The following is a 21,449-nucleotide window of genomic DNA, read 5'->3' as shown; positions in this document are numbered from 1 at the left end:
TTACCTCTCATTTTTCATTATCAGGGATAAATAAAAAAAGGCAGCAAAAAATGCTGGCCTCCTATAATTGTACAGGTGATTCGAAGCTTAGTTTACCGAGCTTCTCTTGCCTTATTTCCCTGATGACCAGCTCAGCGGTCTTATCATAATCCACATGGCCGCCACTCATCATACAGCCGCGTTTAGTGCCGATTGCATCGAAGAGATCCACTATATCTTCAGGAATTTCCTCGAGCGCATAACGATCACGCAGTCTATCCGGGTAGTGCTCGGTCAGGAAACGCAATGCAAAAACTGCAATATCCTGAAGATTGATTATGGTATCTTTGATGGCGCCTGTAGTCGCAAGACGATATCCGACCATCTGATCTTCAAACTTCGGCCAAAGGATACCAGGTGTGTCCAATAGCTCTAGCTCTTTTCCAACCTTCACCCATTGCTGGGCTTTGGTCACTCCGGGACGGTCTCCGGTTTGTGCGATATTCTTTTTTGCCAGCCTGTTGATCAGGGTGGATTTCCCTACGTTCGGAATACCCACGATCAAAGCCCTGATCGCCCGGGGACGAATCCCGCGGGACTGCATTTTATCGAATTTTTCTTTCAACAGCTCTTTTGAAAGGGAGGATATCTGCTGAAGACCCTTCCCTGTCTGGGAGTCGATGGCTATCGCCTCTGTTGTCTCCCCTTTGAGGTTGAAATAATCCAACCACTGCTTGGTGATCCTTGAATCAGCCATATCCGCTTTATTCAACAGAATGATCCTTGGCTTGTTTGCCACAATCTCATCGATCATCGGGTTGCGTGATGATACTGGGATCCTGGCATCCACCAGTTCGTAAACGATATCTATTAATTTCAGTTTCTCTGTTACCTGTCTCCGGGCTTTTGCCATATGCCCCGGGAACCATTGAATTGTCATTACCCTGATGCCTCCTGAAGTTCTTGCCGAAATATTGCCTTAATCCACCATTCTAAGATCAGCCAATGGCCAGTATACGATATTCGTCTTGCCTAGCACTTCTTCTTGACTGACAGTGCCTATATGACGGCCATCCCTGCTATAACGTCGGTTATCTCCCATTACAAAGATATGCCCTTTTGGTACAACCTTAGATCCGGTACGCTCTTCCAAGGTGAAATCCTCGGTCAATGGCCCGTCCCCCTGCAGCTGCTCCTTGTACTTGTCCAGATATGGCTCCTCATATGGTTTGCCGTTGATATAAAGCACATCATCGCGGTATTCTATTTCATCTCCGGGCAATCCGATGACCCGTTTGATATAATCCTTGTCTTGCGTTGCATGGAAGACGACAATATCAAATCGTTCAGGATCCCCGATTTTATATCCGATTTTATTGACGATCATTCTGTCCTTATCATGAAGTGTCGGCATCATGGATTCTCCGTCCACCACTATCGGGGCGAAGAAGAAATAACGTATGCCTGCTGCGAGTAATACAGCTATTGCCAATGCTTTTACCCATTCCCAAAGCTCATTTTTAGAACGCGCCATTTTCAGTTCCTCCAAAGCTCTCTTTTAGTGTGTTACGACCCTCGGTGAAGATATGTATCATACTCTTTCTATTATATACCTACTTTAGTGTTTGGGAAAACTTTCGGAGATCAATTTAATTTAACAAAAAAAGAGCTTGTCACCAAGCTCTCCCTTTTATTATCGAATTTCTTTGATACGCGCTTTTTTACCACGTAATGCACGAAGATAGTAAAGTTTCGCACGACGTACTTTACCACGACGAACTACATCGATTCCTTCAATCTTTGGAGAATGAACAGGGAATGCACGCTCTACACCTACACCGTAAGAAATCTTACGAACTGTGAATGTTTCGCTGATGCCGCCGCCACGACGCTTGATTACTACTCCTTCATACACCTGAATACGTTCACGTGTACCCTCGACAACCTTAACGTGTACACGTACAGTGTCACCAGGACGGAAAGCTGGAAGATCAGTTTTTAATTGACCTTGCGTAATTTCTTGGATTAATTTTTGCATAGTTTTCTACTCCTTTTCCACGGATGTTCATTCCATACTTCTGATGCAGCGGAACATCGTTTTTAGACATAGCTAGGCTAAGTCACAAAGAGTATAATAGCATATCGAATAAAAAAAATCAATATCCCTTATCCTCTTTTTTAATCTCATCCAGCCATTCTTCCTGTTCTTTCGTCAACGTATATGCATCAAAAAGGTCTGGTCTTCTTTCCCATGTCCTCTTCAGCATTTCCTTTGAACGCCATTTTTCGATGTGTGCATGATTGCCTGACAATAACACATCTGGCACCTTCATGCCCCTGAAATCAGCAGGACGTGTATAATGCGGATGTTCAAGCAAGCCTGTGCTGAAGGAATCCTGTTCATGGGATTCCACCTTTCCGAGGACATCTGGCAAAAGCCTTACCACACTGTCTACAATGACCATGGATGCAAGTTCCCCGCCAGTCAGGACATAATCCCCGATGGAAAGCTCATCTGTTACGATATGCTCCCTGATCCGCTCATCATAGCCTTCATAATGCCCGCAGATGAAAATTAGATGGTCCTCCTTGGCGAGTTCTTCCGCTTTCTGCTGGGTGTAGCGCTCGCCCTGGGGACACATCAGGATCACTCGGGGCTTTTTGGCAGTCGTTGGTCCCTGTAGGCTTTCCACCGCATCAAAGATCGGCTGCGCCTTCAGCACCATGCCTGCACCGCCACCGAACGGGTAGTCATCGACTTTTTTATGTTTATCAGATGCAAATTCACGGAAATCTGTCACCCGATATTCCACAGCTCCCTTGTCCGCCGCCTTTTTTAGGATGGAGGATTGCAGGACTCCTGTAAACATTTCAGGGAAGATGGACAGAATATCAATTTTCATTATTAGAACAGCCCCTCTAATGGCTCAATGATTATCGTCTTTTCTTTTACATCCACTTTTTTCACAACAGAATCGATATATGGGATAAGGATGTCTTTCCCTTTTTGAGGCTTCACGACCCAAACATCATTCGCCCCAGGTGTCAGCACTTCGGTAACCTTGCCGATCTCCTCCATGTTTTCCTGCAGCAAGACCTTGCAGCCGACGATTTCGTGGAAATAGTATTCGCCTTCTTCCAAGTCCCCTAACTGATCCTCAGGAACCTTGACGATGGATCCTTTCAGTTTTTCCACTTGGTTCACGTTATGATAGCCTTCAAACGTCAGAAGATCAAAAGACTTGTGGACACGTCTCGTCTCCACCACTACCTCAAGCGGCTCCTTTTGATCGGGCAGGAATAGATATAGCCGGTTTCCCTTTTTATAGCGTTCTTCCGGGAAGTCTGTCCGTGATACTATCCGGACTTCACCTCTGATTCCGTGCGTATTCACCAATTTCCCTACATTAAACCATTTTGACACGCATAGCACCTCCATATACTTTTTTCTTCGCACATCTATGTAGCATTATTTTACCCTTATTCAATCAAATAACCTATTAAATATGATGGATCCCGGAACTTAAGGAATATCCTCTAAAACAGGAAAAAGGGAAGCTATAAAGCCTCCCCTACTCCAGTATTTCTAATTGCACTCGTTTATTTTCATGAGAGGCAGCAGCGAATAATACAGTCCGGATCGCTTTTGCAATCCTTCCCTGCTTGCCGATCACTTTCCCTAAATCATCTTGATGTACTGCCAGTTGATACGTAAGGGCATTACCTGTTGCCTTTTCCGTAACAACCACATGCTCTGGATGATCTACCAACGACGTCACAATTGTTTTGATCAGTTCTGTCATCTGATCTCTTATTTGCTTAATTTAGCATTGTGGAATTTTTCCATAATACCTTGGTTAGAGAAAAGGTTACGAACTGTGTCAGAAGGCTTCGCGCCATCTTGTAACCATTTTAATGCTAGGTCTTCATTGATTTTGACTTCAGCTGGTTGAGTTACAGGATTGTAAGTTCCAACTGTTTCAATGAAACGTCCATCACGAGGAGAACGAGAATCTGCTACTACGATACGATAGAATGGGGATTTTTTAGAACCCATACGTTTTAAACGAATTTTAACTGCCATTTGTAAAGCACCTCCGAAAATATTTCACACAAGATAGTATGATAACAAGTAGTTACTTGTTTGTAAAGTGTTTTTTCTTGTCACTTGATTTATTAAGAGAAAAAATGGTGTTTCAGCCTTACATGAAAGGAAATTTGAATCCGCCTTTTTTGCCTTTTCCTTTTTGCATGTTCGTCATTTGTTTCATCATTTTTTTCATCTCTTCGAATTGTTTGAGTAGTCGGTTCACTTCCTGGACAGGACGTCCGCTACCTTTTGCTATCCTTTTTTTGCGGCTAGCATTGATCAGATCTGGATTTTCTTTTTCTGTTTTTGTCATGCTTTTTATTATCGCTTCCACATGACCGATCTGCTTTTCATCCACCTGGACGTTTTTCAGGCCTTTCATCTTGTTCGCACCAGGTATCATCCCCAGGATTTCATCTAGTGGTCCCATGCTTCTTACCTGACCTAATTGTTCCAGGAAATCGTCAAACGTAAAGCTCATCGTACGCAGTTTCTGTTCCAGCTCTTTCGCCTTCTCTTCATCTACATTCGATTGTGCCTTTTCAATAAGAGTCAGCACATCCCCCATACCTAAAATACGGGAGGCCATACGCTCAGGATGGAAAGCTTCAAGGGCATCCAACTTTTCTCCCATACCAATAAACTTGATCGGAGTATTCGTTACTGCCTTTACAGATAGCGCCGCACCACCACGAGTGTCCCCATCGAGCTTGGTCAATACAACCCCCGTCAAGCCAAGCTGTTCGTTGAAGCTTTCCGCTACATTGACAGCATCCTGACCGGTCATCGCATCCACCACGAGGAAGATCTCATCCGGTTTGGAAATTTCTTTCACCTGTTTCAACTCGTCCATTAACGCTTCATCAACATGCAGACGCCCGGCTGTATCAATCAGCACATAATCATGGTGCTCATCTTTTGCCTTTTGGATGGCCTGCTTGGCGATTTCCACTGGACTTACCTTGTCTCCAAGGGAGAAAACAGGCATGCTCAATTGTTTACCCAAGGTTTCAAGCTGTTTGATTGCTGCGGGACGGTAAATATCTGCAGCCACAAGCATAGGCTTTCTATTGTGCTTCTTGCGCAATAGATTCGCAAGCTTACCTGTAGTCGTCGTTTTACCTGCACCCTGTAGACCTACCATCATGATGACGGTTGGCGGTCGGTTGCTGACAGCGATCTTACTTTGCTCCCCGCCCATCAGTTCAGTCAGTTCCTCTTTAACTACCTTGATGACCTGCTGACCTGGTGTAAGACTTTTCATGACTTCTTGTCCAACTGCACGTTCATTAACACGTTTGACAAAGTCTTTCACTACTTTGAAGTTTACGTCCGCTTCTAGCAGAGCCAATCGAACCTCACGCATCATCTCTTTAACGTCTTGTTCGCTGACTTTACCTTTTCCACGAATCTTCTGTATCGTATTTTGCAAACGGTCGGCTAAACCTTCAAATGCCATGTATGCCGCCCCCTAATCTAATTTCTCGAGCGATTCGATAAATGTCAAGATCTCTTCTTTTGACGGGTTTGTCAAAAGTGTCCCCTTCAACTTGTTTATCAGCTCTTGCCGCTCTTGAAACTTTTGAAATAACAAAAGCTTTTCTTCATATTGTTCAAGCATCTGTTCCGTACGTTTGATATTGTCGTACACCGCTTGACGACTTATGTTATATTCCTCTGCTATCTCACCAAGGGAGTTGTCTTCTAGGTAATACAAAGCCATATAACTTCTTTGCTTTGGCGTCAACAACGATTGATAGAAATCATAGAGATAGTTCATTCTCGTTGTTTTTTCTAGCATCTTACTCACTCTCCCTTGTTAAGTGAAATGCCTTTACAATAAAACAGTTTACATTTTGTTGAGTGGGATGTCAAGTTTTTTTCTTGTCATGAGTGGTTGGGTTTGTGGATGGCGGTGATTTCTTTATTTAATTGTTTAAGGTGGGAGCAGATATCGTTCGAAGAGTTGTTGTTGATTCCCTTACTTCCCCTTTTCGCAATGCAGGAGGGTATCATCACGACCTTTTGATTCCCTCTCGCCCCCTTTTCACAATGGGTGAAGGCATCATCATGCCCTTTTGATTCCCTCCTTCCCTCTTTTCGCAACGAGTGAAGGCATCATTACGACCTTTTGATTCCCTCTCTACCTCTTTTTACAATGGGTGAAGGCATCATCGAGCCCTTTTGATTCCCTCTCTCCCTCTTTTCACAACGGGTGAAGGTATCATTACGACCTTTTGATTCCCTCTCCCCCTCTTTTCACAGCGAGTAAAGGCATCATCGAGCCCTTTTGATTCCCTCTCTCCCTCTTTTCAAAACGGGTGAAGGCATCATCCCCTCCAACAATCTTACCCTTTCTCCAAGCAGAAACCTTATTACCCCTTCAATAAAACAAAACCGCCCCATACCGGAGCGGCCTTATCCTTATTCCACAACTTCCTTGTCAACCATATCCGCAAACAGTCCATACACATACTGTTCTGCATTGAACTCCTGGAGGTCTTCCACTTTTTCACCGAGGCCGACGAATTTCACCGGGATCTTCAGCTCGTTGCGGATGGCCAATACGATACCACCCTTTGCTGTTCCGTCGAGCTTTGTAAGAATGATGCCGGAGACGTTTGTCACTTCGGAGAATATCTTTGCCTGGCTAAGTGCGTTCTGACCTGTGGTTGCGTCAAGAACAAGCAGCACTTCATGTGGTGCACCCTGCACTTCACGCTCTATCACACGTTTCACCTTTTCAAGTTCCTTCATGAGGTTCACTTTGTTCTGCAGGCGACCAGCAGTATCACATAACAACACATCCACATTGCGGGCTTTTGCCGCCTGGATCGCATCGAACATGACAGCGGCAGGGTCGGATCCGGAAGATTGTTTGATCACGTCGACTCCCACGCGCTCTCCCCATACTTCAAGCTGTTCGATCGCTCCGGCGCGGAATGTGTCCCCGGCTGCGAGCAGAACTTTTTTGCCATCCTGTTTGAGTTTGTTGGAAAGCTTCCCTATTGAGGTGGTTTTACCCACGCCATTTACTCCAACAACAAGGATGACCGTTAATCCTTCGTCCTGCATGTTGATGCGCGGGGAGATATCCTCACCTGCTTCATAGATTTCGACCAATTTTTCGGAAATGACAGCCTGCACTTCTCGCGGATCCTGGATGTTGCGGCGCTTCACTTCCATTCTTAATTCATCAATGAGTTCCATGACGGTATTGACGCCGACATCTGCCCCAATCAGGATTTCTTCCAATTCTTCAAAGAAATCCTCATCCACTTTACGGTAGCGGGCAACAAGGTCATTTACTTTACCTGAAAAGGAATCCCTTGTTTTTGTAAGTCCCTCTTTGAACTTTTCGGAAACGGATTCCGTTTGAAATGTGATTTTTTCTTTCAGTTTTTTAAAAAAGCTCATTCTATCTCTTCCTCTCTTACAAACGCTTTTTTATTGGACTAGTTCCCTGGATTCTTCCAGTCTGACGGATACAAGCTTGGATACTCCTGATTCCTGCATGGTCACGCCATAGAGTACATCACTGAATTCCATCGTTCCCTTGCGGTGGGTGATGACGATGAATTGCGTGTCCTTGCTGAATTGCTTCAGGTATTGCGCAAAACGGTGGACATTCGCTTCATCAAGCGCCGCTTCCACTTCATCGAGGATGCAGAACGGAACCGGTCTTACCTTCAGGATCGAGAACAACAGGGCAATGGCGGTCAAGGCCCGCTCTCCCCCGGATAACAATCCAAGGTTCTGAAGTTTCTTACCTGGCGGTTGAGCGACGATATCTACGCCTGTATTCAGCATGTCGTTTGGATCGGTCAGTACCAGATCCGCTCGTCCGCCGCCGAAGAGGGAGCGGAAAACATCATGGAAATGGGCACGGATATTTGTAAACGTCGTCTCAAAACGTTTTTTCATCTCTTCGTCCATTTCTCCGATCACTTGGAACAATGTATCTTTGGCTTCCTGCAGGTCATCCTTTTGTTCTTTAAGGAAGTAGTAACGTTCACTCACCCGCTCATATTCCTCGATGGCAGCAATGTTGACCGTCCCGAGCTCTTCGATGGCAAGTTTGATCAGCTTCACTTTTTTACGCGCTTCCTCAATTTCCACATCAAGGGGATACTCCTCTTTCGCCGCTTCAAATGACAGCATATACTCTTCCCTTAAATGATGAAGTCTATTATCGAGCTCCACATCAAGTCGGTTCAGCTTTACCTCTTCAGCTTTCAGGATATCAGTGAGCTGCTTGTATTGCCTTTTAAGCTCCTTCAGTTCCAGCTCTTCCTTTTCCACCTTTTCATAGATGGTCAGACGCTGCGCTCTCCGCTCGGCAATAAGCTTCATTGTCGTATTTTTATCCTGAAGCTTTTCTTTTGCAGCCACTTCAAGCTTCTGTTCCCCGGAGGAGTTGTCATTCATCTCACTTTGAAGCAGCGCCAGGTCTTCCTGAACCTCTGTCAGCTTTTCCTGTGCTGATTCGATTTCCTGAGATATGGTTTCCACTTTTTCCGATTGACTATGAAGCTTTTCTTTCTTTCCTGCATAGTCGACCTTCAATTGGGTCAGCTCGTTTTGGACAGCTTCCTTTGTGGTATGCTGTTCATTTTTCTTGGCGTGAAGCTCGGCTATTTCCTTATCAAGCTCCACGATCCCAAGACCTACCTCTTTCATCTCTGTTTCAAGGACCGTTTTGCGGTCAACTGCTTGCCTGATAGAGGTGGTAAGCTGTTGTTTCTCGTAATCATACAAGCTAAGATGCTCATTGACGTTCTTTTCTTCCAGCTCCACTTCCCTGATCTGGCTCAGGATTTCCTGCTCTTTATAGCGCAGTTCCTCTCCGGCTTCCTTCAACTGTTGGACTGTCATCTCTTTTTCCGAGATTTTCTGCTTCAGTGTTTTTACTTGATCTTCCAGAAGGGACGTTTTCCCTTCCATCTCCTCAAGCTTGGAAGCAATCGTTTCAAGCTCACGGCCTCGGCTCAATAGGCTATTTGACTTTTGCTTGACAGCTCCACCGGTCATGGAGCCCCCTGGGTTCACCACATCCCCATCCAGTGTAACTATCCGGTAGCGATGCTGAAGAATGGAGGCAAGTGCATTGGCGCCTTTTAAATCTCTTGCAATGACTATCGTCCCTAAAAGATTGAGAACAATATTTTCATAGGCAGGATCACTATCCACAAGCGATGCCGCGACCCCAACAAATGCATCATGCTGGCCGATCTGCTTCAGTTGATACTCCGGTATTGTCCGGGGCTTCATGACACTAAGAGGCAAAAAGGTTGCTCTTCCATAGCCATTTTGTTTCAGGTACTGGATGGAAGACCTAGCACTCTGTTCATCATCCACCACAATGTGCTGTGTGGCACTACCTAGGGCGATCTCTATGGCAGTCTCCACTTCCTGTTCTACCTGTATCAGCTCAGCCACTGCGCCTTTGATGCCGGATAACCTGCTTTCATCCCGGGCTTTCAGTATTTCTTTTACACCCTGGAAAAAGCCTGCAAAGTCCCCCTGCATCGTTTCAAGCATTTCCTTTCTCGATCTTGTCTGTTGAAGGAATTGGTATGCCTGATATAAGGTTGTTTCTTTCTTTTGATAGGACTCCTTGTACTGCTCTAAAGAAGCCTGCTCTTTTCGGAACCTATCGATGGTTTGTTGAAGATCCTCGCTTACAGCCTTGTGCTTATCTTCGATTTCAAGCTTTTTCTGTTCTGTGGCCTTACGCTGGTTCACGTACTTCTGATTACCCTCGTCAAGTCTTTGGATCTTCAAGCCTTCCTGTTTCTCTTGTTGTTCCAGATAGGTCAGTTCATTACGGGTGGTAGCCTGCTTGTTTAATAGTTCAATATATTCACTTTTGAGGGCATCTATCTTCTCTTCGATGTTCATATCGAACTGTTCGTTGACTAGCTGTTTCTCCTTGAGCTGTTGCTCGGTTAAGATCAGCTCCTGATGAAGGGTTTCCAGCAGGGCTTTTTCTGTTTCCCATTTCGTTTTATGTGACTTCAAGAACTGATCCAGCTCCACAGAGGACTTTTCCAGCTGTGCCCTGTTTGAGCTTGCATTCTTTTTGCGTTCCTTGAGGACCTCTTTGCGTCCTTCGAGCTTCTCCAGTTCAGAGCTTGCAACAAGAAGCGCCTGCTGGAGGGAATCGACAGATTCATCAAGGGCTGCCACTTGATCTTTATACTTTTCAAGTGTCGCTTCTTTTTGAGAAAGTCCGGAAGAAAGATTCAACTCCTTTTCCGTGCTTTCCTGTACTTCCTGTGAAGTTTTCTCCCATTTTTGATGAAGCTCCTCGATTTCGTAGACGGTTACCCCTACTTCGATCTGCTCCAATTCTTCTTTTTTCTCCAAATAGTCCTTGGCAATCGAAGCCTGCATTTTAAGCGGCTCCACCTGGCCTTCTAGTTCGTGCAGAATATCGGATACTCTGTTGAGGTTTTCCTGAGTATCCCAGAGCTTGCTTTCTGCTTTCTTTTTTCGCGACTTATATTTTAATACACCGGCAGCTTCCTCAAAGATGCTTCTTCTTTCTTCGGCTTTGCTGCTCAGTATCTCCTCTACTTTCCCCTGGCTGATGATGGAAAACGCTTCTTTTCCAAGGCCAGAGTCCATGAACAGGTCGACGATATCCTTCAATCGGCAAGATTGTTTATTGATGAGGAATTCACTGTCACCAGAACGGTAAGCACGTCTTGTTACACTTACCTCCATATAATCGATAGGCAGGATGCGCTTGCTATTATCAAGCGTCAGTGTCACCTCGGCGATATTCAATGCCTTCCTGCTATCACTTCCCGCAAAAATGATATCTTCCATTTTCGAACCACGCAAAGATTTGGCAGATTGCTCTCCCAATACCCATCTGATGGCATCGATGATATTGCTTTTTCCACTCCCATTCGGGCCGACAACGGCTGTTACACCAGGTACAAAATCCACCGAAATCTTTTCTGCAAACGACTTAAATCCAACCACTTCTAATCGTTTGAGGTACATAATCCTTCACCTCTGTTTTATGTAAAGGAAAAAAAAGACGATCCATATAGCCGCAGCGGAGGCACTTTTCGGATCGCCCTCTATTCCCCATATCCACTATTTTGATTGCTTGAGCTTGTCCAGAGCGAACTGGGCAGCATGCTGCTCGGCTTCCTTTTTCGACCTGCCGACGCCAATTCCAAGCTCTTCTTTATTCAAGCTGACCTTGGACACAAACTCCCTATTGTGGGCAGGACCTTTCTCTTCAAGTACTTCATATTCTATTGCACCAAGTGCATTGCGCTGAATCAATTCCTGCAATTGACTCTTATAATCCATCACATGAGAAAAAGCACCTTCATTTATCTTGGGGTACACGTATTTTTCAAGGAAAAGAAACACAGCTGGCAGACCAAGGTCCAGATACAATGCTCCTATAAAGGATTCGAATACATCCGCAAGCAATGCAGGTCTGGCACGTCCACCTGTCAGTTCCTCCCCTTTCCCGAGCAATACGTAAGAACCGAAGGAAAGCTCATTTGCAAAAGAAACAAGTGACGGCTCGCACACAATGGATGCACGAAGTTTCGTCAGCTGCCCCTCACTCATCATCGGATATTTCTTATATAAGAACTGAGAAACCGTCAATTCGAGCACAGCGTCACCCAAAAACTCCAACCTCTCATTATCCTCATAAGGCTTTCTCCGATGCTCATTCACATACGATGAATGTGTAAATGCCTGATATAGTAATTTTTCATTTTGAAAATCGATGCCCAAGTCCTCTTGAAGCTTTTGGAACTTCTTAGAGATCGCTTCATTTTTCTTCTCATTTATTCGACTTTTATTTCTTGTCATAAAGGTGCCTCCAACATACATTCTTCTTTCTCTATGCTGACTTTTCATTCAGGTGACGAAACATGTAAACAAAGACTATTTTAACAAATTATTGATAGGTTACAAATAGCATCTTACACCATTTGATCATTTTTATGTAAAAAACTTATGTTAGCATAGTCCAGAGCAGAAATACAGGCTGTCACGAAAACAAATAAAAGCCCCACTGTTAAGCGGGGCTTGCCTAGTGTAGCCTTTATGTGTTTGCTTTTATGTAGTTGACCACATCTGCAACTGTTGTAATGTTTTCTGCTTCATCGTCTGAGATTTCTAATTCAAACTCATCCTCAAGCTCCATTACCAACTCAACTACATCCAAGGAATCTGCACCTAAATCATCTTTGAATTTAGAATCAAGATTCACTTCGGACTCGTCCACACCTAAACGATCAACAATGATCTTTGTTACACGCTCTAATACTTCTGCCATAACTTTCACCTCCCCTCAAGTATTATAGTGAATGTTTACCGAAAAAACCAGATTGCCCATAGCATTTCTCAAGAATTTTATTAAAGTAAAGGAGAAATCCTGCAGCAGGACCTTGATTACATCACCATTCCGCCGTCCACATGAAGTGTCTGGCCGGTGATGTATGCACTTTTTTCTGATGCAAGGAAGGAAACAACCGATGCAATGTCCTTCGCTTCGCCGAATCGCGCCAATGGAATCTGCTTCAGCATTTCCGTTTTCACATCTTCTGTCAATTTATCAGTCATGTCCGTAGTTATGAATCCGGGTGCAATCGCATTTACGGTTATGTGACGAGAAGCCAATTCACGGGCAGTCGTTTTCGTCAGACCGATGACACCTGCTTTTGCTGCCACATAATTTGCTTGTCCAGGATTCCCGCTTACCCCGACGATCGATGCGATGTTGATGATTCTGCCGGAGCGTTGCTTCATCATTTGCCTTGTCACCGCTTTGGTGGCATTGAAGACGCCCTTTAGATTAATATTGATTACATCATCCCACTCGTCTTCCTTCATGCGCATGAGAAGATTATCTCTTGTGATCCCGGCATTGTTGACTAGAACATCGATTGTTCCGAAGTGTTCGAGGCTTTCTTTCATCATCGACTGAACTTCTTCCATATTCGCTACATTAGCACGGATCGCGATAGCGTTCCCGCCATTTTGTTTGATTTCTTCCACTACTTCATAGGCCTTTGCTTCACTCCCGGAATAATTGACCACGATATTGGCACCATGCCCGGCTAATTCCAGGGCGATTGCACGGCCGATTCCGCGGGATGCCCCTGTGATGACGGCTGTTTTACCTTTAAGCATTTGTTGTATCCTCCCCTTGAAAATGATCTAGCGCTTTTTGCAAAGTTTCCATGTCATAGACAGGGATGGTCGTTACCCTGCGATTTATTTTTTTGATCAGGCCCGATAAGACTTTCCCTGGTCCAACTTCGATAAATGTATCAACCCCAAGTTCAATCATGCGTTCGACCGATTGTTCCCACCTTACAGGAGAGTACAATTGCTGGACGAGCTTTTCATTGATATCAGCTTGTTCTTGCATTTCATGAGCATCTACATTTGCAATGACGGGGATTAAGGTATTCTTCACATCGATCGTTTTCAGTGCTGCAGCAAGCTTCTCTGCTGCCGGCTGCATGAGACTGGAGTGAAAAGGACCGCTGACCACTAATGGGATGACGCGTTTTGCGCCTTTTTCCTTTGCGAGCTCGGATGCAGCCAGTACACCCTCAGTGGACCCTGATATGACAATCTGTCCTGGACAGTTGAGGTTGGCAAGCTGGACTGGTGCAATGTTGCTTGTCACTTGTTCTGTAACTTCCTGCAGCACTGCTTCATCCAGACCGAGAACTGCAGCCATTGTGCCTTTTCCTGCAGGCACCGCCTCTTCCATGAACTTTCCGCGAAGGTGAACCGTCTGCACCGCATCCTCAAAGCTGATGGAGCCTGCCGCAACGAGAGCAGAATACTCCCCTAGACTATGCCCGGCAACATAATCAGCCTTAATTCCGGCTTCCTTCAATTTTGCAAGGATACTGATGCTCGTTGTTAATAGGGCAGGCTGAGCATTATACGTTAAGGTCAGTTCTTCCTGCGGTCCTTCAAACATAAGGGAGGATAAGCTATATCCAAGTTTTTCATCCGCTTTTTCGATTATGCTTGCGACCTCAGGAAACTTTCGCTTTAGCTCCTGTCCCATCCCGACAGCCTGTGAACCTTGGCCCGGGAAAACAAATGCTATTTTACCCATTATTCTCCCCCGTTCTCTTGATTAGTAACGAAATCTGTCTTTTCGATGGTTTCAGTTATCACGCCGACCATGTTGGATTGCAGCATATTGCGCGTTTGTCGTATGGCATTGTAGAAGGCATTTGCATCAGATGATCCGTGCGCTTTTACAACAGGTGCCTTTAATCCGAACAACGCAGCACCACCATACTCCGAATAATCCATTTTGTTTTTCAATTGTTTAAGCTTAGGCTTCAATACCGCTGCTGCCAGCTTGCTTTTCAAATCGCTTGTCAATGCTTCCTTCATCATCGCAAAGACGGAAAGTGCCGTACCTTCGACCGTCTTTAATGCAATGTTGCCTGTGAAGCCGTCTGTGACCACTACATCTGCTACCCCATTCAAAAGATCACGTGATTCCACATTCCCGATAAAATGAATAGCACCTGACTCCTTGATCAGTTCGAAGGCTCCTTTGGTCAGTTCGTTCCCTTTTTTATCCTCGGTGCCTATATTCAACAATCCGACGCGAGGCGCTTTGATTCCCCGCACTTTTTCTGCATAGATGGAACCCATGAGCGCATATTGAAATAGGTGCTCCGGCTTTGCATCCACATTTGCCCCCACATCCAGCATCACGAACCCTTCACCGCCGATGGTGGGTAATGTAGGAGAAAGCGCAGGACGTTCAATCCCTTTGATCCTGCCGACGACCAAAAGTCCGGCAGTCATCAGTGCCCCGGTGTTTCCTGCGGATATGCAGGCATCCGCTCGGCCTTCTTTTACTTCTTTAGCCATCAGGACCAGGGAAGAGTTTTTCTTCTTCCGAACCGCCTTTACCGGTTCCTCATCACCTGATATAGCTTCTTCTGTATGTATGATGCTTATATTCTTATCATTTGTTAAAAATGACCGTATTTTCTGCTCGTCGCCGACTAGAGTAAACGTAAGATCGGGATAAGCCTCGACCGCTTTCATTGTTCCTTCCACCATGGACTTCGGGGCATGATCCCCGCCCATTGCATCTATTGCAATTTTCATGTTTACTACCTGCCTTTGCTTTTTTAAGAACTTGTAGAACGGAACATTTCAAATTCCCCGTGAAACACCTTTTCACTGCCCACCGTACTTTTCACTTCAACGGTTGTCCTGCCTTTTTCCTTGTCGACATGATTGACCACAGCTTTTGCTACGATTCTTTCCCCAAGCTTCACAGGTCTTGTAAAACGAATGGTCGCTTTGGCGGTCAATGCCAATTCGTCATTGATGACGGCAACTGCCAACGAGTTGGCTTGTGCAAAAAGATGATGCCCACGAGTGATATTATTCCGTTTAAACACATGCTCGCTCTGCACGTCAAAAATGGAAATGGCACTTTGATCCAGCTCAAGATCTATGATTTCCCCGATTATCTCTTCAATCGGCAGGGAGCGGACTTCCTTTTCCAACGTACGTGCTGCTACATTTTTTATTCTTTCCCTTAATTCAGGGATACTGAGTTCAAGACGATCCAATCGAATCGTTTGAATGCTAACCTGAAAAAATTCCGCCAATTCTTCATCCGTAATAAAAGGATTCTCTTTAATCTTGTCTTTTAACGATAATTGGCGCTCCTTTTTATTTCTTCTCATCTATTTACACCATCCGAACTATTATGACTAGGTACTAATAGTAGTATATATAGGAGTCCCCCATATTGCAAGAAAAAATCTTTTTACACAACCAATTTCCCACCAAAAACAACCTTACAATCAAAAAGGGAAGCTAGCAGACTATTGCTAGCTTCCGAGATTGACGTGTGAGGTCAGTCCAGTTTTTCCCCGTCTAAAACGCCTGATTCCTCAATCACATTTCTTAGACCCTCATATTGGCCATCTTCCCAAAAGCTTTGTGAATGCAGAAGATCATAGGCATCCTGTCTTGCAACTTCGAGCGCGCGATAATCATGAACCATGTCGGCTACTTTAAACTCAGGGACACCGCTTTGTTTTCTGCCGAAAAAGTCACCAGGTCCCCTGAGTTCCAGATCCTTTTCCGACAGCACGAATCCGTCATTCGTTTCTGTCATGATTTTCATGCGCTCTTTCCCTACTTCAGATTTCGGGTCTGCGAGGAGAATACAGTAGGATTGTTCGGAGCCCCGGCCAACACGTCCCCTTAATTGATGGAGCTGTGACAATCCGAACCGTTCTGCATCGTAGATGACCATCATCGTGGCATTCGGGACGTTTACCCCCACCTCCACCACTGTAGTGGAAACCAGAACTTGAGCCATGTTGTCGCTGAACTCCTGCATCACTTTTTCTTTCTCTTCAGAATTCAGGCGTCCATGCATAAGCCCTATCTTCCATTTGCCGCTATAATAATGGGTCAACATATCATGGACATCTATGGCATTTTGCACATCAAGCTTTTCTGATTCCTCAATAAGGGGGCAGATGACATAAGCTTGTCTCCCTTTCAGTAATTCCTTTTCAACAAAGGAGAGGACCCTGTCGATCATTTGATGTTTTGCCCAGTATGTTTCGATTGCTTTACGCCCGGCAGGCATTTCATCAATGATGCTGACGTCCATTTCGCCAAAGGCCGTAATGGCAAGTGTCCTCGGGATCGGGGTGGCGGTCATGAATAAAACATCCGGACTCTCCCCTTTCTCCCTAAGGATCCTTCTTTGCCCCACACCAAAACGATGTTGCTCATCTGTGATGACGAGTCCTAGTCTGGCAAAATTCACTTCGTCCTGTATCAGTGCGTGTGTTCCGATCAGGATATCAATTTCCCCGTTTTGCAATTGCTCCAGAAGCTCTCTTCTCCTCTTCCCTTTTACAGAACTCGTCAAAAGCTCCACCCTTATTGAGATGGATGCAAACAAGCCTGAAAGAGATTGTGCATGCTGCTCAGCAAGGATTTCAGTCGGGACCATCAGCGCCCCCTGGTAGCCTGAAAGACAGGATGCATAGAGCGCTATAGCCGCAACAACGGTTTTCCCGGAACCAACATCACCCTGCAGCAAACGGTTCATCCTGTAAGGAGAGGACATATCACTAAGGATCTCATTCAATACGCGACTTTGGGCACCTGTCAGCGGAAAGGGAAGAGCCTGAATGAATTCCGTTAAGTCATTCTCTGCAAATTTTTGTGAGATTCCTTGTGAATTTTCCCGCTGATATTTTCGCAATGCCTGTATTTTGAGCTGAAACATCAGAAACTCTTCATAGACAAGATAGCGCCTGGCGCCTTTCAGTACTTGTTGATTGACTGGATTATGTAAAGCTGAAATGGATTCCTTTTTAGATGGCAGCTTATACTTATGCAGCAGGACAGGGGGTAAGGAATCATCGATTCTGTCGCCATATTCCCCAAGGGCGCTATGGATGAATTTTCTCATCTGCTTGACTGTTATGTTACCCTTTACAGAATAGACCGGCTCTACTTCCTTTTCCCCTGTTAAAGGACCAAAGTGTATTTCCATTACCGTGATGGTCTGTCTATGCTGATCCCACTTACCTGTCAGGGTGATGGTATCATTGATGGCCAATTTGTTTTTGTAGAAAGGGCGATTGAAACATACGGCTTTCACCAAAAAACTCCCCACAAACACGCGAAAAGTCAGTCTTGATTTCTTCTTCCCATAATACATAAGAGAAGGCTCGCCATGAACCTTCCCCTCAACTGTTATTTTCTCATCATGCTTCACTTCGGAAATGTCCCGCAAGCGATAATCTTCATATCGGTATGGAAGATGCATAAGAAGATCCTCTACGGATTCAATCCCCATGCTATGGAGGGAATTGGCTGTCTCCTCCCCGATGCCTTTAACATTTGTTATCGAAGTTTCAGATAGTTTACTCACCTTTTTGTAAGGGAACACCAAAAATTTTCGCTTCTAGCTCACGTCCAGTTGGTGTTGCCGCCAACCCTCCTTGCGCTGTTTCTTTTAGTGCAGTCGGCATCGTTAGACCGATTTTATACATCGCGTCAATTACTTCATCACAAGGAATCCTGCTTGTGATTCCCGCAAGTGCCATATCTGCTGCAACCATGGCATTGGCCGCACCCATTGCATTCCTCTTGACGCAAGGGACCTCCACCAAGCCAGCTACAGGGTCGCATACTAATCCTAACATGTTTTTAAGTGTAATGGCCATTGCTTGTGCACACTGGTCCGGTGTACCGCCTGCCATCTCCACGATAGCGGCTGCTGCCATGCCTGAAGCTGAGCCTACTTCAGCCTGACATCCACCTGCAGCACCTGATATGGAAGCATTATTTGCTACTACAAATCCAAATGCGCCAGAAGTGAACAGGAAATTGATCATTTCCTCGCGGGTCGGATTTAATACATCCCTTACAGCAAATAGGGTACCTGGAACCACCCCTGCAGATCCCGCAGTAGGCGTGGCGCAGATCGTACCCATCGCTGCATTCACCTCGTTTGTGGCAACAGCTTTGCTTACAGCATCCAGGATATTTTTACCCGTGAGCGATTTTCCGGATTCAATATACTTTTGTAACAGGACGGCATCTCCACCAGTCAGGCCGGAAACGGATTGGACCCCTTGAAGCCCTCTTTCCACCGCTTGTTCCATCACCTCGAGATTTCGATCCATCTGCGAAATGATGTCTTCCCTGCTCTTGCCAGTGAACTCCATTTCCTGTTCGATCATAATCTCTGATATTTTCTTATTTGTGCTTTCGGCAATCTCGATTAATTCAGCTACATTACGAAACATATTCTTTCCCCCTCCCTAAAATTGAAAGCGCTATCATTATTATTCTAAAAGTTAATCCACTATTTTCGTTACTTGCGTGATATGAGGAAGCGCAGACAATTCATTGATTACCGCATCATCTATATTTTGATCGACTTCTATTGTCATCAAAGCCTGTTTTCCTTTCTCTTTCCGTGAAACTTCCATATGCCCGATATTGATGGCAAATTTAGCTAGTACGTTAGCGACTCCGGCAATTGCTCCATAGCGGTCATTATGCACAACCAAGAGTGCAGGATGATTTCCGGAAAGCCTCAATTCAAAGCCATTCAATTCCGTGATTTCAATTTTCCCGCCACCGATGGAGATGCCAACAAGCTCCAGATCCCCTTGTGCATCACCGATTCTTACTTTTGCGGTGTTTGGATGATCTGTGATTGCTTCTTCCTCAATGAATTCAACTTTCATGTTCAGAGAGTCAGCAATGGATAGGGATGTTTTAATCCTCTCATCAAATGTATCAAAATCCAGAAGACCTCCGACAATCGCAACGTCCGTCCCGTGGCCTTTATATGTTTTTGCAAATGATCCATAAAAGGAGATGCTTGCCCAATCCGGCTGTCTGCCAAACAGACTTCTCGCAACCCGTCCGATCCTTGCAGCTCCTGCTGTGTGAGAACTTGATGGACCGATCATTACTGGACCAATTATATCAAAGACGCTTTTATATTTCATTTCCCCACTCCCCCTGTATGACAATATTAATGATTCTTTAAATACCGCTGTTGATTTCCGCACTTATCCTAAACAGCCTTATCGATAAAAAAACATACAAAAGAAGGGTATTTAGCCCCTTCTTTTGTTTTGATTCATTTTATTATTCGATTGAGAAGATGAAGGAGTATAACGGTTGTTTTCCGTTGTGAACTTCTACTTCCGCATCCGGATAGGACTCTTCAAGTTCTTCGACCAACTCGTCGACTTCCTCTTGGGAGACATCTTCCCCATAGATGACGGTAAGGATTTCTGCATCATCATCCATCATCGTCTCAAGAAGATCTTTCGCAGCCTGCTTTTTGTCTTTGCTTGTAAGGACAATCTTCCCATCAGCGATACCCATGAAATCATTTTTTTGTATTTCGATGCCATCGATGTTGGTGTCCCTTACAGCAAATGTGACCTGACCGGTCTTAACGGATTTCAAAGCCTCTTTCATTGTTGCTTCGTTTTCTGCCAGCTCACCTGTAGGGTTGAATGCAAGAATGGCAGCCATTCCCTGAGGTACCGTTTTACTTTCAATAACTGCGACATGCTGATCTGCAACTTCCGCAGCCTGTTTGGCAGCCATGATGATATTGCTGTTGTTGGGAAGGATGATGACGTTATCGGCATTTACTTCCTCAATGGCTTTCAGAATGTCCTCAGTACTCGGATTCATCGTCTGGCCACCTTCAATAACAGCCTTTGCTCCGATGCTTTTGAACAACTCCGCAATACCCTCACCCATTGCCACAGTGATGATTCCAAACTTTTCACGTTTTTTATTTTCTTTAGGTGTGACATCCGGTGCTGCATATTCATCTTCTTCAGATAGAAGGTTGCTATGCTGCTCACGCATGTTTTCGATTTTCATGTTGATAAGGCTGCCGTAGAGCTGACCGTAAGTCAATACATCTCCAGGCTGTTCAGCATGGATGTGCACTTTTACAATTTCATCATCGGCGATGACCAATAAGGAATCTCCATGTCTGGACAGGTCATTGCGGAATTTTTCTTCTGTAAAAGGATTTGCCTTTAGTTTATCTTCTTCGAATTTGACCATGAATTCCGTACAGTAGCCGAATTCGATATCTTCAGTATTGATGGCAGCATGCACGTTTTTATGATGCTCTGCATTCACAAGTTCGTTCATTGTAGTGGACGGTACGATATCTTCGATTCTTTGACCTTTCAATTCGGCAAGGAAACCTTCATAGATATATACAAGACCTTGTCCACCACTGTCCACTACACCAACTTCTTTAAGGACCGGCAATAGGTCAGGAGTGCGCTTTAAAGAAGCATTTGCTTCTTTTAACGTCTCTTCCATCAGGACAATGATATCTTCCTCATTTTTCGCGACGGAAACCGCTTTTTTTGCTGCATCCTTCGCAACCGTCAATATGGTACCTTCCACAGGCTTCATTACCGCTTTGTAGGCAGTTTGAACGCCAGCTTCAAGCGCCTGTGCAAAATCCTTGCTTGTAATCGTTTCCTTTGATTCGATATGCTTGGAGAATCCGCGGAATAGCTGGGATAGGATAACTCCGGAGTTACCTCTTGCACCCATAAGCAGGCCTTTAGCCAGAGCAGAACCAACCTTCCCGATATGCTCGGAAACATTGTTTTTTACTTCCTTTGCCCCTGATGTGATAGAAAGGTTCATGTTTGTACCTGTATCTCCATCCGGAACCGGAAACACATTCAACGCATCCACCGTCTTGGCGTTGTTAGATAAATGATTTGCACCCTGGATGACCATCTGTGCAAAACGTTTCCCATTTAGAACTTTTACTGACACTAAA

At 44.9% G+C, this 21,449-nt stretch carries 21 protein-coding genes; all 21 read right to left on the bottom strand.

The features are described 5' to 3' along the window. Nucleotides 1-61: 61 nt before the first annotated feature. Nucleotides 62-919, bottom strand: coding sequence for a ribosome biogenesis GTPase YlqF (gene ylqF, locus JOC95_RS03965; RefSeq protein WP_204413642.1), 858 nt, complete (start codon nt 917-919; stop codon nt 62-64). 39 nt (nt 920-958) lie between these two features. Beyond that, nucleotides 959-1,513, bottom strand: coding sequence for a signal peptidase I (lepB, locus tag JOC95_RS03960; RefSeq protein WP_204413640.1), 555 nt, complete (start codon nt 1,511-1,513; stop codon nt 959-961). A 159-nt stretch (nt 1,514-1,672) separates the two neighbouring features. Then, entirely contained in the window at nt 1,673-2,017 is a 345-nt protein-coding gene (gene rplS / locus JOC95_RS03955) for a 50S ribosomal protein L19 (protein WP_204413638.1), read from the bottom strand. Nucleotides 2,018-2,135: 118 nt separating this feature from the next. Continuing rightward, a complete protein-coding gene (gene trmD / locus JOC95_RS03950) occupies nt 2,136-2,882 on the bottom strand; it encodes a tRNA (guanosine(37)-N1)-methyltransferase TrmD (protein ID WP_204413636.1) in 747 nt (248 codons plus the stop codon). Nucleotides 2,883-2,884: 2 nt separating this feature from the next. Further along, complete coding sequence (gene rimM / locus JOC95_RS03945) at nt 2,885-3,403, bottom strand: ribosome maturation factor RimM (protein ID WP_204413634.1); 519 nt, start codon at nt 3,401-3,403, stop codon at nt 2,885-2,887. A gap of 148 nt (nt 3,404-3,551) precedes the next feature. Next, nucleotides 3,552-3,782, bottom strand: coding sequence for a KH domain-containing protein (locus tag JOC95_RS03940; protein WP_204413632.1), 231 nt, complete (start codon nt 3,780-3,782; stop codon nt 3,552-3,554). Between the two features lie 8 nt (nt 3,783-3,790). Next, nucleotides 3,791-4,063: a 30S ribosomal protein S16 gene (gene rpsP / locus JOC95_RS03935; protein ID WP_204413630.1), complete on the bottom strand. Its 273-nt coding sequence runs from the start codon at nt 4,061-4,063 to the stop codon at nt 3,791-3,793. A 118-nt stretch (nt 4,064-4,181) separates the two neighbouring features. Continuing rightward, complete coding sequence (gene ffh, locus JOC95_RS03930) at nt 4,182-5,528, bottom strand: signal recognition particle protein (RefSeq protein WP_204413627.1); 1,347 nt, start codon at nt 5,526-5,528, stop codon at nt 4,182-4,184. 12 nt (nt 5,529-5,540) lie between these two features. After that, a complete protein-coding gene (locus JOC95_RS03925) occupies nt 5,541-5,870 on the bottom strand; it encodes a putative DNA-binding protein (protein ID WP_204413626.1) in 330 nt (109 codons plus the stop codon). Nucleotides 5,871-6,493: 623 nt separating this feature from the next. Next, on the bottom strand, nt 6,494-7,486 hold the full coding sequence (gene ftsY, locus JOC95_RS03920; RefSeq protein WP_204413625.1) for a signal recognition particle-docking protein FtsY: 993 nt from the start codon (nt 7,484-7,486) through the stop codon (nt 6,494-6,496). Nucleotides 7,487-7,516: 30 nt separating this feature from the next. After that, nucleotides 7,517-11,083 (bottom strand): chromosome segregation protein SMC, encoded by a 3,567-nt coding sequence (smc, locus tag JOC95_RS03915; RefSeq protein WP_204413624.1) that lies wholly within the window; start codon nt 11,081-11,083, stop codon nt 7,517-7,519. Nucleotides 11,084-11,179: 96 nt separating this feature from the next. After that, the gene (gene rnc / locus JOC95_RS03910) at nt 11,180-11,920 is read right to left on the bottom strand and encodes a ribonuclease III (RefSeq protein WP_204413621.1); all 741 of its coding nucleotides are present in this window, start codon (nt 11,918-11,920) and stop codon (nt 11,180-11,182) included. A gap of 235 nt (nt 11,921-12,155) precedes the next feature. Beyond that, on the bottom strand, nt 12,156-12,389 hold the full coding sequence (acpP, locus tag JOC95_RS03905) for an acyl carrier protein (protein WP_204413619.1): 234 nt from the start codon (nt 12,387-12,389) through the stop codon (nt 12,156-12,158). 116 nt (nt 12,390-12,505) lie between these two features. After that, nucleotides 12,506-13,246, bottom strand: coding sequence for a 3-oxoacyl-[acyl-carrier-protein] reductase (gene fabG / locus JOC95_RS03900; protein WP_204413617.1), 741 nt, complete (start codon nt 13,244-13,246; stop codon nt 12,506-12,508). Then, entirely contained in the window at nt 13,239-14,195 is a 957-nt protein-coding gene (gene fabD / locus JOC95_RS03895; protein WP_204413616.1) for an ACP S-malonyltransferase, read from the bottom strand. Before fabD ends, fabG begins: the two co-directional genes overlap by 8 nt. After that, complete coding sequence (plsX, locus tag JOC95_RS03890) at nt 14,195-15,214, bottom strand: phosphate acyltransferase PlsX (protein ID WP_204413614.1); 1,020 nt, start codon at nt 15,212-15,214, stop codon at nt 14,195-14,197. The genes fabD and plsX overlap by 1 nt, the downstream gene beginning before the upstream one ends. Nucleotides 15,215-15,237: 23 nt before the next feature. Beyond that, on the bottom strand, nt 15,238-15,804 hold the full coding sequence (gene fapR, locus JOC95_RS03885) for a transcription factor FapR (protein ID WP_204413612.1): 567 nt from the start codon (nt 15,802-15,804) through the stop codon (nt 15,238-15,240). Nucleotides 15,805-15,977: 173 nt separating this feature from the next. Continuing rightward, nucleotides 15,978-18,026: an ATP-dependent DNA helicase RecG gene (gene recG / locus JOC95_RS03880; RefSeq protein ID WP_204413610.1), complete on the bottom strand. Its 2,049-nt coding sequence runs from the start codon at nt 18,024-18,026 to the stop codon at nt 15,978-15,980. After that, on the bottom strand, nt 18,019-18,906 hold the full coding sequence (gene sdaAA / locus JOC95_RS03875) for an L-serine ammonia-lyase, iron-sulfur-dependent, subunit alpha (protein WP_204413609.1): 888 nt from the start codon (nt 18,904-18,906) through the stop codon (nt 18,019-18,021). The genes recG and sdaAA overlap by 8 nt, the downstream gene beginning before the upstream one ends. 51 nt (nt 18,907-18,957) lie before the next feature. Then, nucleotides 18,958-19,620: an L-serine ammonia-lyase, iron-sulfur-dependent subunit beta gene (gene sdaAB / locus JOC95_RS03870; protein WP_204413601.1), complete on the bottom strand. Its 663-nt coding sequence runs from the start codon at nt 19,618-19,620 to the stop codon at nt 18,958-18,960. Between the two features lie 142 nt (nt 19,621-19,762). After that, nucleotides 19,763-21,445: a DAK2 domain-containing protein gene (locus JOC95_RS03865; protein WP_204413595.1), complete on the bottom strand. Its 1,683-nt coding sequence runs from the start codon at nt 21,443-21,445 to the stop codon at nt 19,763-19,765. Nucleotides 21,446-21,449 lie beyond the last annotated feature (4 nt).

It is taken from the genome of Sutcliffiella tianshenii (assembly GCF_016908565.1).
Lineage (GTDB): Bacteria > Bacillota > Bacilli > Bacillales > Bacillaceae_I > Sutcliffiella_A > Sutcliffiella_A tianshenii.
Note: the sequence above shows the minus strand (reverse complement) of the source record. Positions and strands in the feature narration are given on the sequence as shown.

Bases quoted from the DNA above. Each gene is read 5' to 3' on its own strand.
- ylqF (WP_204413642.1), bottom strand. From the start codon at position 919: ATGACAATTCAATGGTTCCCGGGGCATATGGCAAAAGCCCGGAGACAG.
- lepB (WP_204413640.1), bottom strand. From the start codon at position 1,513: ATGGCGCGTTCTAAAAATGAGCTTTGGGAATGGGTAAAAGCATTGGCA.
- rplS (WP_204413638.1), bottom strand. From the start codon at position 2,017: ATGCAAAAATTAATCCAAGAAATTACGCAAGGTCAATTAAAAACTGAT.
- trmD (WP_204413636.1), bottom strand. From the start codon at position 2,882: ATGAAAATTGATATTCTGTCCATCTTCCCTGAAATGTTTACAGGAGTC.
- JOC95_RS03940 (WP_204413632.1), bottom strand. From the start codon at position 3,782: ATGACAGAACTGATCAAAACAATTGTGACGTCGTTGGTAGATCATCCA.
- rpsP (WP_204413630.1), bottom strand. From the start codon at position 4,063: ATGGCAGTTAAAATTCGTTTAAAACGTATGGGTTCTAAAAAATCCCCA.
- ffh (WP_204413627.1), bottom strand. From the start codon at position 5,528: ATGGCATTTGAAGGTTTAGCCGACCGTTTGCAAAATACGATACAGAAG.
- JOC95_RS03925 (WP_204413626.1), bottom strand. From the start codon at position 5,870: ATGCTAGAAAAAACAACGAGAATGAACTATCTCTATGATTTCTATCAA.
- ftsY (WP_204413625.1), bottom strand. From the start codon at position 7,486: ATGAGCTTTTTTAAAAAACTGAAAGAAAAAATCACATTTCAAACGGAA.
- smc (WP_204413624.1), bottom strand. From the start codon at position 11,083: ATGTACCTCAAACGATTAGAAGTGGTTGGATTTAAGTCGTTTGCAGAA.
- rnc (WP_204413621.1), bottom strand. From the start codon at position 11,920: ATGACAAGAAATAAAAGTCGAATAAATGAGAAGAAAAATGAAGCGATC.
- acpP (WP_204413619.1), bottom strand. From the start codon at position 12,389: ATGGCAGAAGTATTAGAGCGTGTAACAAAGATCATTGTTGATCGTTTA.
- fabG (WP_204413617.1), bottom strand. From the start codon at position 13,246: ATGCTTAAAGGTAAAACAGCCGTCATCACAGGGGCATCCCGCGGAATC.
- fabD (WP_204413616.1), bottom strand. From the start codon at position 14,195: ATGGGTAAAATAGCATTTGTTTTCCCGGGCCAAGGTTCACAGGCTGTC.
- plsX (WP_204413614.1), bottom strand. From the start codon at position 15,214: ATGAAAATTGCAATAGATGCAATGGGCGGGGATCATGCCCCGAAGTCC.
- fapR (WP_204413612.1), bottom strand. From the start codon at position 15,804: ATGAGAAGAAATAAAAAGGAGCGCCAATTATCGTTAAAAGACAAGATT.
- sdaAA (WP_204413609.1), bottom strand. From the start codon at position 18,906: ATGTTTCGTAATGTAGCTGAATTAATCGAGATTGCCGAAAGCACAAAT.
- sdaAB (WP_204413601.1), bottom strand. From the start codon at position 19,620: ATGAAATATAAAAGCGTCTTTGATATAATTGGTCCAGTAATGATCGGT.